Source organism: Brevibacillus composti (assembly GCF_016406105.1).
Taxonomy (GTDB): domain Bacteria; phylum Bacillota; class Bacilli; order Brevibacillales; family Brevibacillaceae; genus Brevibacillus; species Brevibacillus composti.
In genome coordinates this window covers 1,376,367-1,394,450 of record NZ_CP066308.1, presented here as the reverse complement: position 1 = coordinate 1,394,450, position 18,084 = coordinate 1,376,367, and the positions used below count along the sequence as shown (strand labels likewise).

The following is an 18,084-nucleotide window of genomic DNA, read 5'->3' as shown; positions in this document are numbered from 1 at the left end:
CGGTTCATCCATTTTTCTAATTATACGATGAAACACGAAAGCGGTTTCATACAAAAATGTGACAAATTTCTACGCACGCCCGATTCCACACCTGAAACGTATGGAAAAAGCCTCCCCGATATGTCGGGAAGGCTTCGGCCAGTTGAATGGCCTGCGGACGCCGCGTCGTCTGAGACATAGGCGGCGTGCCGCTTGCCAGGCCATGTGGTTTCCTACGTCAGCAAATACCTGTCCTCGCTGAAGGACTCTCCCCCGCGGGCCTGTTCGAAGGCTCGCAGGAGATCTTGCGGTTTCATCGTCTTTTTCTTCTCCTCGGGGATATCCAGGATGATGCCGCCGTCATGCAGCATCAGCAAGCGATTCCCCATGTTGAGCGCTTGTTCCATATTGTGCGTGACCATGATCGTGGTCAAGCGGTACTGCTCGACGACCTTCCGGGTCAGATCGACGATCAACTGAGCCCGCTTCGGGTCGAGGGCAGCCGTATGCTCGTCAAGCAAGAGGATTTTCGGTTCGGTAAAGGTAGCCATGAGCAGGCTGAGCGCCTGGCGCTGCCCTCCCGAGAGGAAACCGACCTTCGTCTTCAGCCGGTTTTCCAGCCCCTGATCCAGCTGTTTGAGCTGCTCGCGGAACAACTCCCGCTTCCGGTTGTTCACCCCGAAAGAGAGGGTCCGCGGCTTGCCGCGCGAGTAGGCGATCGCCAGATTCTCTTCGATCGTCATATTGGGGGCCGTGCCCGCCATCGGGTCTTGGAAGACGCGTCCGACGAATGTAGCGCGCTTGTGCTCACCCAGTTTCGTCACATCTTTTCCATCGATCATCACAGTGCCCGTGTCGGGGATCAAGCCGCCGGAAATCACGTTCATCAGCGTCGACTTTCCTGCGCCATTGCTGCCGATGACTGTGATAAATTCACCGGGTGCGACGTTTAGATTAATTTCCCGCAAGGCAATTTTCTCGTTGACGGTCCCTTGGTTGAAAACCTTGCGCACGCCTTCAATCTTAAGCATCGCCATTCCCTCCTTTGGCTGCCCAAAGCGACTGCTTTTTCCAGAAGCCTTTGGCGATCGTCGGCAGCGTCAGTGCCACGATGACGATCAGTGCCGTGATCAGCTTCATGTCGGACGGATTCAGACCCGCCTGCAGGGCAAGCGCGATCACCAGGCGGTAGACGACGGAGCCGAGGATTACGGCCAGGGTAGCGCGGAAGATGGATGAGCTGCCAAACAGTACTTCCCCGACAATGACGGAGGCCAGACCGATCACAATCATCCCGATCCCCATACCGACGTCGGCAAAGCCCTGGTATTGGGCCACCCACGCCCCGGACAAGGCGACCATCGCATTGGACAGAGACAGCGCGATGATGGTAGTCGTATCCGTATTGGCGCCAAAGCTGCGGATCATCTTGGAATTGTCTCCCGTCGCTCTGATGTCCAACCCCAGATCCGTTTGCAAGAACCAGTCAATGATCGTCTTCAGCAGGTAAATCCCGACGATAAAGACGATGGCGATGCCTGTCAGCAGCACAAAACCGCCGACGGCCAGGTTGGGAATGCCCAGATCCTTGACAAAGGTATACAGGGTGTCTTCACGCAAAAGCGGCAGGTTCGCTTTTCCCATGATGCGAAGATTGATGGAATACAGAGCGATCATGGTCAAAATACCGGCCAAGAGGCCGTTGATTTTCCCTTTTGTATGCAAGATTCCCGTAAACGCCCCCGCAACGGCTCCGACCAAAAAGGCCAGCAGGGTGGCGAGAAATGGGTTCATGCCATCGATGATCAATTTGGCTGCCAATGCGCCGCCAAGTGCAAAGCTGCCATCCACGGTCAGGTCAGGGAAGTTCAAGATGCGAAAGGTCAAGTAAACGCCCAGGGCCATGATGGCAAAGAGTAGGCCCTGTTCGATTGCTCCGTGTAATGCCAGGTTCATAGTATCCTCCTGTTACTGCAATTATTGCTCAAACACTTCGCCGGCGCGGTCGAGCATGGCTTGCGGAATCGTCACGCCCATTTTCTCGGCTGCCTTTTTATTGATGACCAGCTTCATGTCAGCTTGTGTCTCAACAGGCATATCGGCAGGTTTTGCTTCACCCTTGAGAATTTTCGCCGCCATGTCGGCCGTTTGTTCGCCCAGCTTGGTGTAGTCGATGCCGTAAGTAGCGATGGCGCCGCTCTTTACAGAGTTCTCTTCACCGGCGATGACAGGAATCTTCTGCGATTCAGCCACACCCAGAACGGCGGAAATGGAAGAAACGACCAGGTTGTCTGTCGGGACATAGAAGGCGTCAACCTTGCCAACCATCGACTCAGCTGCCTGCTTCACTTCGGTCGGGCTGGTTACCGCTGCTTCGTGGATCGCAAGGCCCAGTTTATCCGAAACGGCTTTGGCCGCATCCACCTGCACCTTGGAGTTCACTTCGCCGGAGCTGTAGATGATGCCTACGGTTTTGGCTTCCGGCTTCAGTTCCTTCACCAGCTTCAATTGCTCTTCTACAGGGTTCATGTCAGAAGTACCGGTTACGTTTCCTTCCGGCTTCTCCATGGACTTGACCAATCCTGCTTCGACCGGATCGGTTACTGCCGTAAAGAGGATCGGGATATCGGAGGTGGTTTGCGCTGCCGCTTGAGCGGTTGGCGTCGCGATGGCCAGAATCATATCCACTTTGTCCGAATTGAATTTTTGCGCGATTTGAATGGCTGTATCCATGTTGCCTTGTGCCGATTGTTTATCATAAACGACTTGTTTGCCTTCTTCAAATCCATTTTTCGCCAATTGGGAGATAAAGCCGTCACGCGCAGCATCGAGTGCCGGATGCTCCACGATTTGCACAACCCCGATTTTCAACTGCTTGGTTTCCTGTGCAGGTGCCGGAGTTTCAGCAGCCGGTGCTGGCTGGGCAGAATTGTTTGCCGGGGCACTTTGCTGCCCACATGCTGCAACGGACAAAAGCAGCAAAGGACACAGAATTTTCTGCACTAGGTGCATAGATTTTCGTTTTTTCATAATGAATCTTGGCCCCCTATAGTTTATAAATTTTTTTAATTTTATCACGATTAAAACAGTAAGGAAAGCAGTATTCTGCACGTTGCAAACGAAATCGGCGATTCTTTTCCCAAAAACCAAGATTCTTTTGGAAAAAAGGAAAAAGAGAGCATTTCGCTCTCTCTTTTTTTATTGGAACGTTTCTTTTGCTTGAGATTTGAGCGCTTCCGGAATCGCAAGGCCAAAAGTGGCCGCTGCCTTTTCGTTGATGTACAAATCAGCTTGCTTGGAGACCTCGACAGGCGTATCGGCTACAGTCTGTCCCTTCAGGATGCGGCTGGCCATTTCGCCAGTCTGTTTCCCCATCTGGTAGTAGTCGATTCCATAGGTCGCTACGGCTCCGCGCTTCACTGTGTCCGTGTCAGATGCAAAGACGGGAATTTTGCTCTGCTCCGCTACGCCCAAAACCGCTTCAAAAGAGGAGACAACGGTATTGTCGATCGGGATGAACAGCGCATCCGCCTTGCCTACCAAGCCCTGAGCGGCAATCTGCACTTCGGAGAGCTGGGAGATGCCCGCTTTGACGATTTCCACGCCGGCTTTCTTTCCTGCTTCCTCCAGGTCTTTCACCTGAACCTCGGAGTTGACCTCCGAAGTGGTGTAGATCACGCCCAGCTTTTTCAGCTCCGGCATGAAGGATTTGACCAGCTCCAGCTGCTGCTCCATGGACACTTTGTCGGAGGTGCCCGTCACATTTTTATCTGGCTTATCGAGTGCGCTGACCAGTTGCGCAGACAGCGGATCGGTCACCGCGCTGAACACGACAGGCTGGTCGGAAATCGATTTGGCTGCCGCTTGTGCGGACGGCGTCGCGATGGCGATGACGAGATCTTTCGCATCAGATGCGTATTTTTGCGCGATGGAAACGGTATTATTCATGTCACCGTGGGCGTTTTGATAATCCAGCTCCACGTTTTTGCCCTCTTCAAATCCGGATTCCTTCAGGCCGTCGATAATCCCCTGACGGATCGCATCCAGTGCCGGGTGCTCCACGAATTGGGTCAGCCCGAGCTTCACTGTTTTCGCTTCAGCCGCAGCGGGCACAGTGCCTGCGCCTGCGTCTGCCTTCGGTTGCTCCGGTTGGCTGCCGCAGCCCGTCAATCCGGCTGCCAGAGCTGCCGTAAGTAAAAAAGTAACTGCTATTCTCATCTCAACTTCCTCCTCTAGTCTCAGCTACGCTAAACTTGAGTCCCATTATAACATATTTCCTGTGGTTGAAAAGAGGTTCTTTTTCGCCGTTACACAGGCTCCATCTGCTTGTCTTTCTCCTCTTCCCTCGCGCTTTTTCTCACCAGCACCCGCGTAATCCGGTAGTGGTTCACCTCATTTACGACGAACTCGTACCCGCCCTCTCTCACGATGTCCCCCACTCGCGGCGTATGGTCGATCCTCGTGTAGATCCATCCGGCCAGGGTGTCCACTTCGGCGTCTTCCAGGTCGATGTCCAGATAATCGTTCACTTCCTCCAGCAGCACGCGCCCGTCAAAGAAGATGAGGTCGTCCTTCTTCTCCACTTCCGGCCGTTCGTCATCGAATTCGTCCTGTATGTCGCCGACGATTTCTTCCATAATATCTTCCAGCGTCACGAGGCCCGCTGTCCCCCCGTACTCGTCGATGATGATCGCCAGCTGTACGCGCTGCTTTTGCAGCATGGTGAGCAGACGGCTGATGGAGATCGTCTCCGGCACCGTCAGGATCGGCCGCATGATCGCTTCCAGACTGTCGCTTTCCCCCTCCAAGAGGCTGGTCAGCAAATCCTTGATGTGCAAGCTGCCGACGACGTGGTCCTTGTCCCCGTCCACGACCGGAAAGCGGGTATAGCGGCCATGCTGCACCAGCTTGATATTTTCCGCAAAGGAGTCCCGCAGATTGAGCACCACCATGTCAGTCCGCGGCACCATGATTTCTCTCGCCATCGTCTCTGAGAAATCGAAGATATTGTCCACGAGCATCAGCTCGGTTTGATCGATCAGGCCGCTCTTGTGGCTTTCATTGACCAGGATGCGGATCTCCTCTTCGGTATGCGCCTCCTGATGCGGCTCGACGTGAATGCCCGCCATGCTCAGCATTTTAGAGGCCGACCAGTTGAGAAAATTGATAAACGGATACATCACCTTGTAAAAAAGTTGAATCGGACGGGAAACATGCATGGCGACCCACTCTGTTTTTTGAATCGCCAGCGATTTGGGAGCCAGCTCGCCCAGGACGATATGCAGGAAGGTAATAATGGAAAAGGCAATGATAAAGGAAATGCTGCCGACCAGCGGTTCATTCAGTCCGAAGTATCGAAAGACAGGATGGAGCAGATGGGCGATCGCCGGTTCGCCCAGCCAGCCCAGACCAAGCGAAGCCAGGGTGATTCCGAGTTGACAGGCGGAGAGATAGGCATCCAGATTGTCCAGCACCTTCTCCACATTGCCTGCCCGTCTGTTGCCCTCTGACACCAATTGGGTGATGCGCGATTCCCGCACCTTGACAACGGCAAATTCGGTGGCGACGAAAAAGCCGTTGAGAAGGACGAGTACTGCGATCAGGAACAGGTTTAATACACTGCCCCACAAGTCCATGCCATCGCTCCCCCCTCGTCAGGTTTCTCCGGGTTAGTGTAACCCAGACCGCCCCAAAAGTTGCCCCTCGCCTAGAATGAGCGCACAGTGGTTCCATTTTCCACCGGGAATCGCCGTTTTTCTTTCTTTCTCTGGATGTGTTAACATACTTGTAGGAACGAACATACAATCGGTGAGGTGAAGTTGTTTGTCGTACCGTCCCGATTTGCCGATGATCGTGCAAAGCGATCGGACGATCCTGCTGGAGGCCCAGCATCCGCAATTTGAAGAGGCCCGGCAGGCTATCGCTGCTTTTGCGGAATTGATCAAAAGTCCCGAGTACATTCACACCTACCGGATCACGCCCCTCTCCCTGTGGAATGCAGCGGCTTCCGGAATGAAGCCGGAGCAGGTAACCGGGTTGCTCGGGGCGTATAGTAAATACGGAGTCCCGCCGACGATCGTGCGCGACATCCACGAGACGATCGGACGCTATGGCCTGCTTCGCCTGATCCAATCGGAAGGACAGCTTCGGCTGGTGAGCAGCGACCCTCTCCTGCTCCGGGAGTTGACAAGCTACAAGAGCGTCTCCGCCCTGCTGGATGCAGGTGAAGATTCGCTAGCACCCGGCACAGAGACTGCGGCCGTCCCCGTCAAGGCTTACGCCCGCGGTCTGATCAAGCAGGAATTGATCCGCCTGGGTTACCCTGTGCAGGATCTGGCGGGCTATCACGAAGGCGAGGACTGCCCTGTCTCCCTGCGGGCAACCACGTCTTCCGGCCGCCCTCTTCAGCTGCGCGCCTATCAGCAGGAGGCCATCGATGCCTTTTACGCAGCAGGAACGGTCATGGGCGGAAGCGGCGTGCTGGTGCTTCCCTGCGGAGCGGGCAAGACCGTGATCGGGCTGGGCGTCCTGTGTCAGCTGCAAAAGGCCACGCTGATCCTGACGACCAACACGACGTCCGTCCGGCAGTGGATTGCCGAGTTGCGGGACAAGACGGATCTCGATCCGTCATGCATCGGGGAGTACAGCGGCGAGCGAAAAGAAGTCAGACCGGTCACCGTGGCCACTTACCAGATCCTCACTTACCATCCCGACGCCGATAGCGAGTTCCCGCATATGGCTCTGTTTTCCGAGCGGGACTGGGGACTGATCATCTACGACGAGGTTCACCTGTTGCCCGCCCCCGTCTTTCGCGTGACGTCGGGAATCCAGGCGACGCGCCGCCTGGGACTGACTGCTACCCTCGTTAGGGAAGACGGACGGCAGGAAGATGTGTTTACCCTGATCGGCCCCAAGCGGTACGAAATGCCGTGGAAGGTCCTCGAGGAGCAGGGCTGGATCGCCGAAGCCACCTGCAAGGAAATCCGCCTGCCCTTTGAAGGCAAATGGCGGGAAGCATACGCCCTCGCCGGCGCCAGGCAAAAATACCGGATCGCCGCCGAAAATCCGCGCAAGCTGGCTGTGGTCCAGAAGCTGCTGGAGCGGCATGAGCACGACCAGGTCCTGATCATCGGACAGTACGTGGAGCAGCTGGAGCATATGGCGAAGCTCCTGGACATTCCCGTCATCACCGGAAAAGTGCCGGAAAGAGAGCGGGAGCTGTTGTACCAGCGCTTCAAGGCGGGCGAAATCAACCGCCTCATCGTCTCCAAGGTGGCCAATTTTGCGGTAGACCTGCCGGATGCCAATGTCGCGATTCAAATTTCGGGCACATTTGGCTCTCGCCAGGAGGAGGCACAGCGGCTGGGCCGCATTTTGCGCCCAAAGCAAAAGGAAAACGCCGCCCACTTTTACACACTGGTCACCCGGGATACGCGGGAACAGGATTTTGCTATGAATCGGCAGCTGTTTCTGATAGAACAAGGATATAAATACGAAGTGATAGAAATAGAATCGCTGGACTGAAACGTTTACGCAAAAGCCAGCGTCACATAGAGGGAAGGAGGCCGGAGATTCGATGCAATCCGACCTTGAAATGATTCAGCGGATTCTCCAGGGCGACACCGAGGGGTACAGGGAGTTGATCCAGCGGTACCAGCATATGATTTTCGTGTTTATCTACAAAATGGTAAACAACCGCACCGATGCGGAAGACTTGACGCAAGAGGTCTTCGTCAAAGCGTACGAGAAGCTGTCCACCTTCCGGGGAGACAGTCAGTTTTCCTCATGGCTTCATACGCTTGCTCGCAACAAGACCATCGATTTTATCCGCCGGCGCAAATTTCACGACTCCGATGAACAACTGGCCTACGTTCCTTCCCAGGTGCGCAGCGAATCTCCGCAGGAGTCTCTGATGACCAAGGAAACCCGGCGCGAAATTGAGGCGGCCTTTTCCCTGCTGTCCGAATCGTATCGGGAAGTGATTGTGCTCCGCTGCACACATGAGTATCCCTTTGAAAAAATTGCCGCTCTGCTCGGCATTGCCGAGTCGACGGCCCGCGTCCGATATTTGCGCGCTCGCCAGGAACTAGCCAAACTGCTTTCACGCAAGGAAGGGGGGCTCGTACATGAACTGCCATGAATTTAGACACGCATGGGATGACATCACAGATCCAGAGATGCTTTCACACATTGAAACCTGTGAAGAATGCATGGTCTGGATCGAGGCGCAATTGGCGATCGGCGAGGAGGTGCAGTTCTTGAAAGAGATTCCTCAACCGTCTGCGCAGCTGGAAGACAAAATTATGCAAGCCATCTACCAGACGGCTGGCCAGGGGATGACTCCTCAGGCAGCTGCCGCGCCTGCCCTCACCGAGGTCACGCAGGCAAAGCCGCGCCGCTTTATCTTTACAAAACCCGTGATGACATGGGCCAGCGCCGCAGCCATACTGCTGTTCGCCGGTGTACTGGGCTATCAGCAATTGCAGCAGGACAATCAGGAAGTCGCTGTTGAACATGGGAGCCTAGCCATGGAAGGAATCGCTTCGGCACCCGCTTCCGCCGTTCAGCAGGCAACTGCCCTGGATAACCCCAATGAGTCCATGTCCAACCAGGCGATTGCAGAGACAGCGCCCGCTGCGGGAAGCGCCGACAGCACGCTGAGTTCGGCTGCGGAACCGGGGGCAGAAATAGCAGGATCTCACGAAACTGCCGCCAAGGACAGTGGCACGGAACAGAATCAAGCCGCACAGGAAGCCGGCCAAGCATTTTCGATCGCTATGGCGCCGAAAGTGCCGGCAGCGGCAGAGTCTGAGACATCTGCAGCCGCCGAACCGAAACGCCCGATAATCGCCGCGCGAAACGCTAATGGCAAGCCGGCAACGGAACAGCCAAAAGCTGCAGCGCCGGGGCCGACCCCCGCGCTCTCGAATGAGGCGCACTCGATCGCGGCCTTGCCGCCGGGCGATCAGCAGGAGACTTCGCTCGCTGATCAGCGGATGAACAGTCTCGCGGCTGAGGAACATCAGACTGTCGAGCAGTCGCCGGCACTTGTCGGACCGCCCGTCATGACCATGGCCAAACCGGAGATTACCCTGTCTAGCTTTACCGACGTCGTCACGGCCGCACATGCTTCCGACATGCCCGTCCCGGAAGCGGGCAAGCTCCCTGAAGGGTTTGCGCTGCACGCCATCACGGCGCAGTACGAATCGCAGACGAGTCAAAAGGTCGTGCGACTGACGACAGAATACAAGCGAAACCGCGACTGGATCAAAGTGGAAGTGGTGCGCAACGAACACGGAAAACGCAGCCTGTCGATACCGGGTACGTTTACGGCCACACAGCTCTTTACCGTGCAGTCGGAGCAAGCGATCGGCGTTACGTTCGACAAGCAAGCCAGCGCTGACAGCGAAGCTGCGGCAGACCACGCCGTCCACTTCAATGCCGATCCGGAGAATCAATCGCTCTATGTGGTGATCACCGCAAGCGGCATCTCCTTAGAACAACTGGTCGAAGCATCCAAACAAGTAAGCTGGCACTAGCCCATAAAAAAACGAGCCGGACGGAACATGGCATCGATGTCCGCGGCTCGTTTTCTATTGTTTATGCGCTTTTGCGTCATGACGTGACGTCGCGCCGGATAAACCAGACGTAGGCGACGATCAGGGAAGCGATCACCCAGACGCTCAAGACGGCCAGCGAAAACGGAAGGGTCATCCCTTTGATCGGGGGCAGTGTCCCTGCGAGATAGTCCGTCAGCTGCAGATTGACCACGAACAGGTACTTGGAGCTCTCCCAGGATGACGCCATCTGCGTCAAAATGGAGCCGCTGATCAACGCAGCCATCATGATCCCCATGCCTGCTGCCGCGCTCCGCACCAGGACCGAGACCATAAACGTAATCGTGCCGACGACGACTGAAACGAACCAGCCCAGCCCGTACTGCATCAGGAGGTATTTCCACTGCGGCAGCATAAAGACTCCCGCCGTATTCAACTCGCCTCCCTCCACCTCAAAGCCGGTCAACACCGGCATGTCCCACCCCGCATAGCCGAAGACCACTCCTGACATCAAATAGGCGAGGAGCAGCGTCATCAGGACGGTAAGCGACGTGAACAGGAGCAAGGTGATATATTTGCTGGTCAGCACTTTCCACCGCCGGATCGGCCTGGTGAGAAGCAGCTTGATCGTCCCTTCGCTGTATTCGGCTGAGACGAGATCCACCGCCAGCACGACGATGATCATCGGCAGAAACAGGGAAACAGCCTGATCCATAAAACCGCGGGCAAACGTCGGCGCGCCCGGAGCCATCGGGTTGATGTCGTGATCCAGGTAGTATTGCTGCTGCTGCACGCGAATTTTCAAAAACTCCCGCCATTCTTCCGGCAGCCGGCTGGAGGCAAGGCGGTTCTGCGTATCGACGATCTGCTGCTGCAGGAGAGCTCGCCAATCGCTGGTCCCCATCTGTTCCTGCGCCGTCTGGACAGCGCGGTACTGCGCATAGGTAAAGATCGGGATCAGGATGGCCAAAATCAGCACGACGACCAGAAACCGGCGGCGGCGCAGCAGCTTGACGGTTTCGTTTTCTACCAGGGCCAGCATGCTCATGGTCTCGGTTCACCTCCATCGGCTGTCAGGGAGAGGAAGAGATCCTCCAGCGTGACCGTTTTGGAAGCGATGCCCACGACAGGAACTCCCCCTTTGACTAGCGCCAGATTGGCCTCGCTGATCCGGGCCGTATCCATCTTGCATTTGAGCCTGTTTTCCGGGTATATGCTGACCTCATCCGTATAGGGCAGCGACTGCAGCAGACGGGCAGCCTTCTCCACTGCTTCCGGGGCTACGCTCCACTCCACCTGATCGGCGAACTGGGCCATCAGGTCTTTGACGAGGCCGACCGAGATCACTTCTCCCCTGTTGATAATGGCGACCCGATCGCACATCATCTCAATTTCGCTCAACAGATGGCTGGAGATGAAGACGGCGAGCCCCTCTTCTTCGGCCAGCTTGCGGATAAATTGGCGCAGCTCGCGTATACCTGCCGGATCCAGGCCGTTGGTCGGCTCGTCGAGGATCAGCAGCTTGGGCCGGTGCAGCAGCGCCTGCGCGATCCCCAGCCGCTGCCGCATGCCGAGCGAGTACGTTTTCACCTTGTCGTCAATCGCGCGCTGAAGATCGACAAACCGCACAATCTCCTCGATGCGCTCAGGACCGATGCCGCCGCTCATCCTCGCGAAATGCTCCAGATTTTCCCGTCCCGTCATAAACTTGTACATCTCCGGATTCTCCACGATGCAGCCCACTTGGGCGATTGCTTCCGGAAACTGATCGCGCAGCGATATGCCGCCGATCCGAATATCTCCGGCATCCGCGGAAGCCAGCCCCACCAGCATGCGGATGGTGGTTGTCTTTCCGGCACCATTGGGCCCGAGAAAACCGAATACCTCACCGGCGAATACGTCGAAGGTGATATCACGGATAATAGGCTTGCCGCCTATCTTTTTTTGCAATCCTTTTACAGACAGGACCGTCTCCGTCACCAAACCGTCCTCCTCGCCTCCTTGACCGCCCCGATTTGGGCGCAGGAGGTCATTTTGTGTTACACTAACCCTATATGTACAATGCTGATTATACCATGAAGAACCAGCCAATACAGAATGGGAGGTACCCATGCGAAGCTCCGGAACAAGGCTATGGCGCCTCTTTGGACTCCTCTCTCTGGCTTCATTTATCCTGTTTGCCGCAGGATTTGTGTTTGCCCTCGACCCGCGTCAGTTGGCTCCCGAAGGGGCCGCTGTCCGTCCGCAGCCATCCGCCAAACAGCCAGGTGTCCTGCCGACGACGGAAGGCATCCGGCAAATCGTCGCTCTCGGCGATTCCTTGACGCGCGGGGTGGGAGACGCGGATGGTCAGGGATATCTCGGGAGAGTCCGCCAAGCCCTGGAAAAAAAGACGGGACAATCGATTACACTGGCGAACCTGGCCATCAACGGACAGGAATCGCCCTCGCTGGCCGCCCAAATCACCCAGACCCAGGTGAAGCAGCTCTTGGCCGAAGCCGACCTGGTCTTCTTCACCATCGGCGGCAACGATCTCTTCAAGCAGTCGGGCGAATTGGCCGACATCGATGAAAAAAAATTGACCGAAGCCACAGAGCGGCTGGCGGTCAATTTCGAGCAAATCCTGAAGCATATTCGTGAGCAAAACCCGGAGGCCCCGATCTTTTACGCCTCTCTGTACAATCCCTTTGGCGACACAGAAGCGGCCCCGGATACGATCCAGCCTGTTCTCGATTGGAACAGTGCGGCAGCCTCCATCGCTGCCAAGTACCCTCGCGTCCTTGTCGTTCCGACCTATGATCTGTTCGCGGGCAAGGAGCAGACTTACTTGTACACGGACCATTTTCATCCGAACAGCGCCGGGTATGAACGGATCGCCGAACGCATGCTGCAGGCGCTGGAGTAGGGACATGATTCGCTCTGCGCGATTCGCCGCCACGGTCTGCTCTACACGACCCGGGCCTCATTGATCGATTTTCCCGTCTCCTTTGAGTAGACACGCTGCCCCGCCCATTGAAAGGCCGTGCTGATCAGCGAACAGGCAGCGACGGCGTAAAAGAGCGGCGCTCCCCCGTAGGATGCCAGAAAAATGCCGCCCACCCAGGGACCGATAAACTGCCCGAGATTGCTAAAGCTTTTGGCGCCGTAGTAGGTGCCCCGCATGTGCTCGGGTGCCATGCGGTCGATCAGCACATCAGAGGCGGTAAAGGTGAGAATCTCACCAAAGGTAAAGACGATCATGGCGATGATGAACATCGTCCAGGAACCGGCGATGGCATAGCCCACATCGCCCAGCGCATACATGACGTTCCCTACCGCAATGCTGGTGAGGGGCGTCCTTTTTTCTGCCCAGCGGGTCAGCGGCATTTGCATCAAGATGACGACGACGGCATTGACGCTCATCAGGATGGCAAACAGCTTCGTCCCGTCGACGACGGACATCTCCGCGTATTTTGCCAGCGTGGTGGACATCTGGGAGTACCCGATCGCACCCAGCACTCCGGCCACCATGTAGAGCCGGAAAGCCTTGTCTTTGACGACCACCTCAAAAGCCCGCTGAAAGCTGACCGCTTCCTTTTTCTGCCCCTCGATCTTTTTGACTCCGAAATAGTTCAGCATCATTTGCAAGCTGATCACGTACAGAAAATAACAGCCTGCCGTCACCAGAAAGGGCAGGACTGCCGAGGTCAAGGCGAGCATGGCGCCGATAATCGGACCGACGGCGACGCCCACATTGATCGCGGTATAGCGGAGGCCGAATACGCGGAAACGCTTTTCCGGCGGAGTCAGGTCCGCCATCAAGGCTTGCGAGACCGGCTCATAGAAGGAGCGGCACAATCCCCCCAGCATATTGAGCAGCAAAAACAAGAGCGGGCTTTTCCCAATGGCAAAGCCGACGAAAACAAACATCCAGACATAGAGCGCACCCAGCATGACGCGGCGCCTGCCGATTTTGTCCGACAGGGTCCCCCCGAAGAATCCCCCCACTGTCCCCGCGAGAGCCCCCGCGCCGATCGTAAGCCCGATCATGCCTAAATCCATATCTGTCTGTTTGGACAGGTACAGAAACAAAAAAGGCATGCTCATCGAACTGGCAGCCCGAACAAACACGGTCCCCACGACAAGGGACCACACGATCGGATGAAACTCATGCAATAACGCCCTGACCCTGCTCATCTCTTTCTCTCCTCTAAGTGTTCTGCTATTTCGGATAACCAGAACAGTTCCGTAAGTTTTTTTTATTGTAGTGATCGCCTTTGCATTCGTCAATCGAAGCAGACCGTTTTACTGATGCAACTTTTCGATGGAGAGAACCAGATTTTCGATAACACCGAGCCGGGTTGGCAGGCGGGTCTGACGAGAGGGTACACAAAAAACCGGAGCGCTCCCCCGGTTTTTGGTTCTGGACATGCCTTACGTTCCATTCCTTATTCCTCGAATATCCTATTCCGCGAATTCGACAGGCACAGACTGGATCAGCTCATTTTGCTCGTTCCACTTGACGGCACGGTAGATCGCATCGTGGTAAAAGGTGAACCACGCACCGTCTCTGATCCCCGGCTTGATCCACTCTTCCTTGGCGTAGATGGAGTCCATCGGGTAGTCATCATAAGCCAGCACCCACAGGGAGTTCTGATGGGCATGGGTCGGCATCAGATCGGCCATATGCAGCGCCAGTTCACCGCCGCTTTCCATCCGCACGATTGCGTGCCCCTGGCTGTGGCCGCCGGTATGGTGCATGGAGAGTCCCGGCAAAATCGCAAGCTCGCTGCCAAATGTATGTACCTGGTCCTGAATCGGCCGCCAGTTCTCTTCCCAGTATGTGTTGCGCGAGCGGATGTTGGGCTCTCTCATCTCCGCCCACTCCTGCTCCTGCACGTAGATGACAGCGCGGGAAAAAACGGAGGAAGGACGCCCTTCTATGATCGCCACCAGCCCGTTGGCGTGGTCGTAATGCATATGCGTCATCAAAACGATGTCGATATCGTCGGCCGTCAAACCGAGCGATTGCAAGGATTCAAGCACCTGCGACTCTTCCTGCAGGCCAAAATTGCGCTTTTGCTTTTCCGTCAGGCGGTCATTGCCGATCCCGGATTCGATCAGGATGCGCTTTCCCCCGGCCCGGAGCAGGATCGGATCTGCCCGCAGCGGAATCTGATTATGTTCATTATTCGGGTAGCGCTTGCTCCACAGCGGCTTCGGCACGACCCCAAACATCGCGCCGCCGTCCAGCTGCGTCAGTCCGCCCCGCAACCACGTCAACGAAAACTCCCCTATGTTCAGCTCTGTCAGCTTCATCCGCAACCGCTCCTTTGCCTCTCTATTTTTAGCCACTCATCTATCGCGTTCACTAGGTACAAACTATCTATTGCTGTCGACTAAGGAAACCTGAAAGCATGAAAAAAGGGGCCCATCGGTTCTCAAAACTTTATCAACGCTTATTCGTTCAAAAAAGCACCCGATTCGGGTGCTCTACTGTTTAACCGTTACGTTGACCGTACGGGTCGCAGGGGACATTTCCAGAGAAATTTCACTGGAGATCGCCTGGACGGCAAGATCCGAATCAAAGCGCCGATGACTGAGCACAAGTTGCGCCACTTTTTCGGTTTCATGGTAAATGCTGATGAGCGTCTGCAACGGATTGGCGCTGCCTCCCGCGATTACCTTGAACTCGGGAGCTATGGCAAACGTCCACCCCTCTACCTTTACGACCCGGCCAGTAGAGTATAAAAAATGACGTTTCCCCAATAAGATGCCATTGTGATTCATCAAGGAGACAGCCCCCAATCAAAAGATTTTTTATTCGCTGCATCTACAGCTATTGTGCAAAAAATACCGGGTAAATGGTAGTCCTTCGACAAAACATCCGAAAAGCTGACAATCTTTCCGTACTGCTGCTCTGCTCAGATGGTTCTGCCGATTCGGGCCCCTTCGAAGATCGCTCGCTTCGCATCCAGCTCCCCTGCCTCTCTGGCCCCGCCGATCAGATGGACCGGCAGTTTCTCCCGCAAGGCGTCGTAGAGGCGGTTGTTCGGCGTGCTCCCTGCTGCGATCACGACCGTATCGGCGGGCAGCAGCCGTTCCTCGCCGGCATGAACAAAACGCACGCCTTCTGTCGTAATTTCACGATACTCGATTTCCGTGAACATTTCTACTCCATTTCGCTTGAGATTGGCCAGTGTTGCCCATCTGGTCGTTTTTCCCAAGCCGGTTCCCACCTGTTTTCCCCGTCTCAGCATCGAGATCCGCCGTCTGCTGGACTTCACGCTCTCCAGCTCCTTGGGCCCCAAAATGCGGTATTCCATCAGATATTTTGCCGTCTCCGGGGAAAGCTGGAGATTCTCGCTCAGCAGATGGGAGAGGTCACAAGCGATCCCGCCCGCGCCGATCATCACCACACGGCTCCCTACGCTTACTTCTCTTTCAAAAATCTGCGGATAGCTGACCACATGCGGCAGGTCGATGCCGGGAAGCTCCGGCTTTCTCGGGATGACCCCCGTCGCCAGAACCGCTTCGTCAAAGCCCTCTGCCAAGAGATCGCCCGCTCGCACGTCGACGCCGAGGCGGATTTCCACTCCGAGCCTATCCAGCTGCGTCCGGTAATAACGCAATGTTTCGGCAAATTCCTGCTTGCCCGGCACCTGAACGGCGTAGGTGAGCTGTCCGCCCAGCTGTGTCCGCTTTTCCATCAGCACGACCTGGTGGCCCCTCTCGGCCAGCACCCGCGCAGCCTCCAATCCCGCCGGACCGCCGCCCACGACGGCCACCTTTTTCTTCACGGCAGCCGGAACAAGCCTCCACTCCTCTTCCCTGCCGACGACCGGGTTGACCAGGCAAGACGCTGTCTTTCCGTCGAAGATATGATCCAGGCAGGCCTGGTTGCAAGCGATGCAGGTGTTTACCTCGGCGAATCTTCCCTCCATGCTCTTTTTCACGATCTCGGGATCGGCCAGGAGCGGCCGTGCCATGGAGATCATGTCGGCATGCTGATCCCGGAGGATTTCCTCCGCATGCCGGACGTCGTTAATGCGGTTGCTGGCGATGACCGGAATCGAGACGGCCTCCCTCACTTGTCTGGCTACCCAGACATAGGCTCCACGCGGCACCATCATCGCAATCGTCGGGACTTTGGATTCGTGCCAGCCGATCCCGACATTGAGCGCATCGGCTCCAGCCTCCTGAATCATCCGGGCAAAGCGGAGCGTCTCCTCCATCGTCGTGCTGTCCGGCACCAAATCCAAACCGGACATGCGAAAGATGATGGGAAAGCCGTCTCCCACTGCCTGGCGCACCCGCCTGGTCACCTCGACGCCAAACCGGGCTCTGCGCGCAAAATCGCCGCCCCACTCATCCGTCCGGTGATTGGTGACGGGAGAGAGAAACTGGTTGATCAGGTAGCCCTCCGACCCCATGATTTCGACTGCGTCAAAGCCCGCCTTCTTGGCCCGCAAGGCAGCATCCGCAAATGCCTGGATCGTCCGCTCGATCTCCTCCGGCTCCAGCGCACGCGGCTTCGTCCGATTGATCGGCGCTTGCAGCGGCGAGGGTGCGACCGGATCGAGCCCAGTTGTTTCCTTGTAGGCATAGCGCCCCGCATGGAACAGCTGCAAGGCAATTTTCCCCCCGGCCGCATGAACGGCACGCGGGATCGGACGCAGCTTCTCGATATGCTCATCTGCGTACGCATTGCAATACGCTTCTCCCATGCCGCCCTCCGGGAGCACGGCGATCCCCCCGGTGACGATCAGCCCTACTTTTCCCCGGGCCCGCTCAGCGTAAAAAGAAGCGAGCCGCTCTACTCCTCCCTCCAGCCTCTCTAATCCGACATGCATCGACCCCATCATGATTCGATTTTCGAGTGTCAGGCTTCCGATCTGAATCGGCTCCCATACTTGTTTCAATGCCAAAACAGCCCACCTCGCCCCTCCGAATGAATGCTCATTCATTTTTTCTGTAAAAACTATTCTCCACGCTCCTTTCGTTTTCCTGCTCTTTCGTAATTCCTCTCACTCGTCCCTCCGCTACAACAGGAGCAGCCGGCTCAGATCACTCGCAGCCTGTTTGATGATTATTTCCGCTTCCCGTCCGGCCTCTTCCCCTCCGTCGATATCCAGCATGAAGTGATAGTCGAGGACAATGCTGGACTCCGCGAGCTGACCGGGGGCGAGGAATCGCTTCTTCTCTTGGAGCGAGATCTCCGCGACAATCTCCTTCGCCCGCTCCCAGCGGCTCAGCATCTCGTCGGTGAGTGACGCTTCGGCGTACTCCAGCTCGATTTCCACCTCATAGGTACGTCCTGCCTCGATTTCAAAAAGAAAGACGGACGCGACAGGCTGTTCCGCTCCGACAGGGGCAATGATCAATTTCACTTCCCTCGTCTCCTCGTCTTCCAGCAAAGAATGCTCCGAACGCAGGATGACGTCGCTCACGGCAGCGTGATCCGCGATATGTTGATCCCATAATTGAATCATAGTCTGCAGCATCTGACACACTCCTCTGATTTCAGCACGCTCTGTGCCTCTCTACAGGAAGTATATCATGAGCAGCG

16 protein-coding genes are annotated in these 18,084 nt (G+C 56.2%); 4 read left to right on the top strand and 12 right to left on the bottom strand.

What is annotated here, in order from left to right; genetic code table 11:
• Positions 1 to 212 precede the first annotated feature (212 nt).
• The 5 genes from JD108_RS07180 to JD108_RS07160 form a co-directional block, all read right to left on the bottom strand.
• A complete protein-coding gene (locus tag JD108_RS07180; protein ID WP_198829178.1) occupies positions 213 to 1,010 on the bottom strand; it encodes an ABC transporter ATP-binding protein in 798 nt (265 codons plus the stop codon).
• Complete coding sequence (locus JD108_RS07175; protein ID WP_198829177.1) at positions 1,003 to 1,935, bottom strand: ABC transporter permease; 933 nt, start codon at positions 1,933 to 1,935, stop codon at positions 1,003 to 1,005. The genes JD108_RS07180 and JD108_RS07175 overlap by 8 nt, the downstream gene beginning before the upstream one ends.
• A gap of 21 nt (positions 1,936 to 1,956) precedes the next feature.
• On the bottom strand, positions 1,957 to 3,009 hold the full coding sequence (locus JD108_RS07170) for an ABC transporter substrate-binding protein (RefSeq protein ID WP_407649405.1): 1,053 nt from the start codon (positions 3,007 to 3,009) through the stop codon (positions 1,957 to 1,959).
• 168 nt (positions 3,010 to 3,177) lie between these two features.
• A complete protein-coding gene (locus JD108_RS07165; protein ID WP_198829176.1) occupies positions 3,178 to 4,197 on the bottom strand; it encodes an ABC transporter substrate-binding protein in 1,020 nt (339 codons plus the stop codon).
• Between the two features lie 89 nt (positions 4,198 to 4,286).
• The gene (locus JD108_RS07160) at positions 4,287 to 5,615 is read right to left on the bottom strand and encodes a hemolysin family protein (protein WP_198829175.1); all 1,329 of its coding nucleotides are present in this window, start codon (positions 5,613 to 5,615) and stop codon (positions 4,287 to 4,289) included.
• A gap of 187 nt (positions 5,616 to 5,802) precedes the next feature.
• Between JD108_RS07160 and JD108_RS07155 the strand changes: the two genes are divergently transcribed.
• From JD108_RS07155 to JD108_RS07145, 3 genes are read left to right on the top strand one after another with little or no spacing between them, the layout of a single operon-like run.
• Positions 5,803 to 7,503, top strand: a complete 1,701-nt coding sequence (locus JD108_RS07155; protein ID WP_198829174.1) for a DNA repair helicase XPB — start codon at positions 5,803 to 5,805, stop codon at positions 7,501 to 7,503.
• Positions 7,504 to 7,555: 52 nt separating this feature from the next.
• Positions 7,556 to 8,119 (top strand): RNA polymerase sigma factor, encoded by a 564-nt coding sequence (locus JD108_RS07150; protein WP_198829173.1) that lies wholly within the window; start codon positions 7,556 to 7,558, stop codon positions 8,117 to 8,119.
• Positions 8,106 to 9,518 (top strand): hypothetical protein, encoded by a 1,413-nt coding sequence (locus JD108_RS07145; RefSeq protein ID WP_198829172.1) that lies wholly within the window; start codon positions 8,106 to 8,108, stop codon positions 9,516 to 9,518. The genes JD108_RS07150 and JD108_RS07145 overlap by 14 nt, the downstream gene beginning before the upstream one ends.
• 76 nt (positions 9,519 to 9,594) lie before the next feature.
• Here JD108_RS07145 and JD108_RS07140 read toward each other — a convergent pair whose 3' ends face one another.
• Together JD108_RS07140 and JD108_RS07135 are read right to left on the bottom strand one after the other, a co-directional pair.
• A complete protein-coding gene (locus tag JD108_RS07140; protein WP_198830021.1) occupies positions 9,595 to 10,578 on the bottom strand; it encodes an ABC transporter permease in 984 nt (327 codons plus the stop codon).
• A 2-nt stretch (positions 10,579 to 10,580) separates the two neighbouring features.
• Positions 10,581 to 11,516, bottom strand: coding sequence for an ABC transporter ATP-binding protein (locus tag JD108_RS07135; protein WP_228728341.1), 936 nt, complete (start codon positions 11,514 to 11,516; stop codon positions 10,581 to 10,583).
• Positions 11,517 to 11,646: 130 nt separating this feature from the next.
• On the opposite strand from JD108_RS07135, the gene JD108_RS07130 reads away from it, so the two are divergent.
• Positions 11,647 to 12,441, top strand: coding sequence for an SGNH/GDSL hydrolase family protein (locus JD108_RS07130; RefSeq protein WP_198829170.1), 795 nt, complete (start codon positions 11,647 to 11,649; stop codon positions 12,439 to 12,441).
• Between the two features lie 41 nt (positions 12,442 to 12,482).
• Here JD108_RS07130 and JD108_RS07125 read toward each other — a convergent pair whose 3' ends face one another.
• The 5 genes from JD108_RS07125 to JD108_RS07105 all read right to left on the bottom strand — a co-directional run bounded on the left by JD108_RS07125 (position 12,483) and on the right by JD108_RS07105 (position 18,019).
• Positions 12,483 to 13,712 (bottom strand): MDR family MFS transporter, encoded by a 1,230-nt coding sequence (locus JD108_RS07125; protein ID WP_198829169.1) that lies wholly within the window; start codon positions 13,710 to 13,712, stop codon positions 12,483 to 12,485.
• 267 nt (positions 13,713 to 13,979) lie between these two features.
• A complete protein-coding gene (locus tag JD108_RS07120; RefSeq protein WP_198829168.1) occupies positions 13,980 to 14,834 on the bottom strand; it encodes a YtnP family quorum-quenching lactonase in 855 nt (284 codons plus the stop codon).
• A 174-nt stretch (positions 14,835 to 15,008) separates the two neighbouring features.
• The gene (locus JD108_RS07115) at positions 15,009 to 15,305 is read right to left on the bottom strand and encodes a hypothetical protein (protein ID WP_198830020.1); all 297 of its coding nucleotides are present in this window, start codon (positions 15,303 to 15,305) and stop codon (positions 15,009 to 15,011) included.
• Between the two features lie 134 nt (positions 15,306 to 15,439).
• Positions 15,440 to 17,443, bottom strand: a complete 2,004-nt coding sequence (locus tag JD108_RS07110; RefSeq protein WP_198829167.1) for an oxidoreductase — start codon at positions 17,441 to 17,443, stop codon at positions 15,440 to 15,442.
• Positions 17,444 to 17,557: 114 nt separating this feature from the next.
• Positions 17,558 to 18,019, bottom strand: a complete 462-nt coding sequence (locus JD108_RS07105) for a hypothetical protein (protein WP_198829166.1) — start codon at positions 18,017 to 18,019, stop codon at positions 17,558 to 17,560.
• Between the last annotated feature and the right edge of the window lie 65 nt (positions 18,020 to 18,084).

What these genes read in the sequence shown, in the direction of transcription:
- JD108_RS07180 (WP_198829178.1), bottom strand. Translation starts at nt 1,010, where the DNA reads ATGCTTAAGATTGAAGGCGTGCGCAAGGTTTTCAACCAAGGGACCGTC.
- JD108_RS07175 (WP_198829177.1), bottom strand. Translation starts at nt 1,935, where the DNA reads ATGAACCTGGCATTACACGGAGCAATCGAACAGGGCCTACTCTTTGCC.
- JD108_RS07170 (WP_407649405.1), bottom strand. Translation starts at nt 3,009, where the DNA reads ATGAAAAAACGAAAATCTATGCACCTAGTGCAGAAAATTCTGTGTCCT.
- JD108_RS07165 (WP_198829176.1), bottom strand. Translation starts at nt 4,197, where the DNA reads ATGAGAATAGCAGTTACTTTTTTACTTACGGCAGCTCTGGCAGCCGGA.
- JD108_RS07160 (WP_198829175.1), bottom strand. Translation starts at nt 5,615, where the DNA reads ATGGACTTGTGGGGCAGTGTATTAAACCTGTTCCTGATCGCAGTACTC.
- JD108_RS07150 (WP_198829173.1), top strand. Translation starts at nt 7,556, where the DNA reads ATGCAATCCGACCTTGAAATGATTCAGCGGATTCTCCAGGGCGACACC.
- JD108_RS07145 (WP_198829172.1), top strand. Translation starts at nt 8,106, where the DNA reads ATGAACTGCCATGAATTTAGACACGCATGGGATGACATCACAGATCCA.
- JD108_RS07140 (WP_198830021.1), bottom strand. Translation starts at nt 10,578, where the DNA reads ATGCTGGCCCTGGTAGAAAACGAAACCGTCAAGCTGCTGCGCCGCCGC.
- JD108_RS07130 (WP_198829170.1), top strand. Translation starts at nt 11,647, where the DNA reads ATGCGAAGCTCCGGAACAAGGCTATGGCGCCTCTTTGGACTCCTCTCT.
- JD108_RS07125 (WP_198829169.1), bottom strand. Translation starts at nt 13,712, where the DNA reads ATGAGCAGGGTCAGGGCGTTATTGCATGAGTTTCATCCGATCGTGTGG.
- JD108_RS07120 (WP_198829168.1), bottom strand. Translation starts at nt 14,834, where the DNA reads ATGAAGCTGACAGAGCTGAACATAGGGGAGTTTTCGTTGACGTGGTTG.
- JD108_RS07115 (WP_198830020.1), bottom strand. Translation starts at nt 15,305, where the DNA reads ATGAATCACAATGGCATCTTATTGGGGAAACGTCATTTTTTATACTCT.
- JD108_RS07105 (WP_198829166.1), bottom strand. Translation starts at nt 18,019, where the DNA reads ATGCTGCAGACTATGATTCAATTATGGGATCAACATATCGCGGATCAC.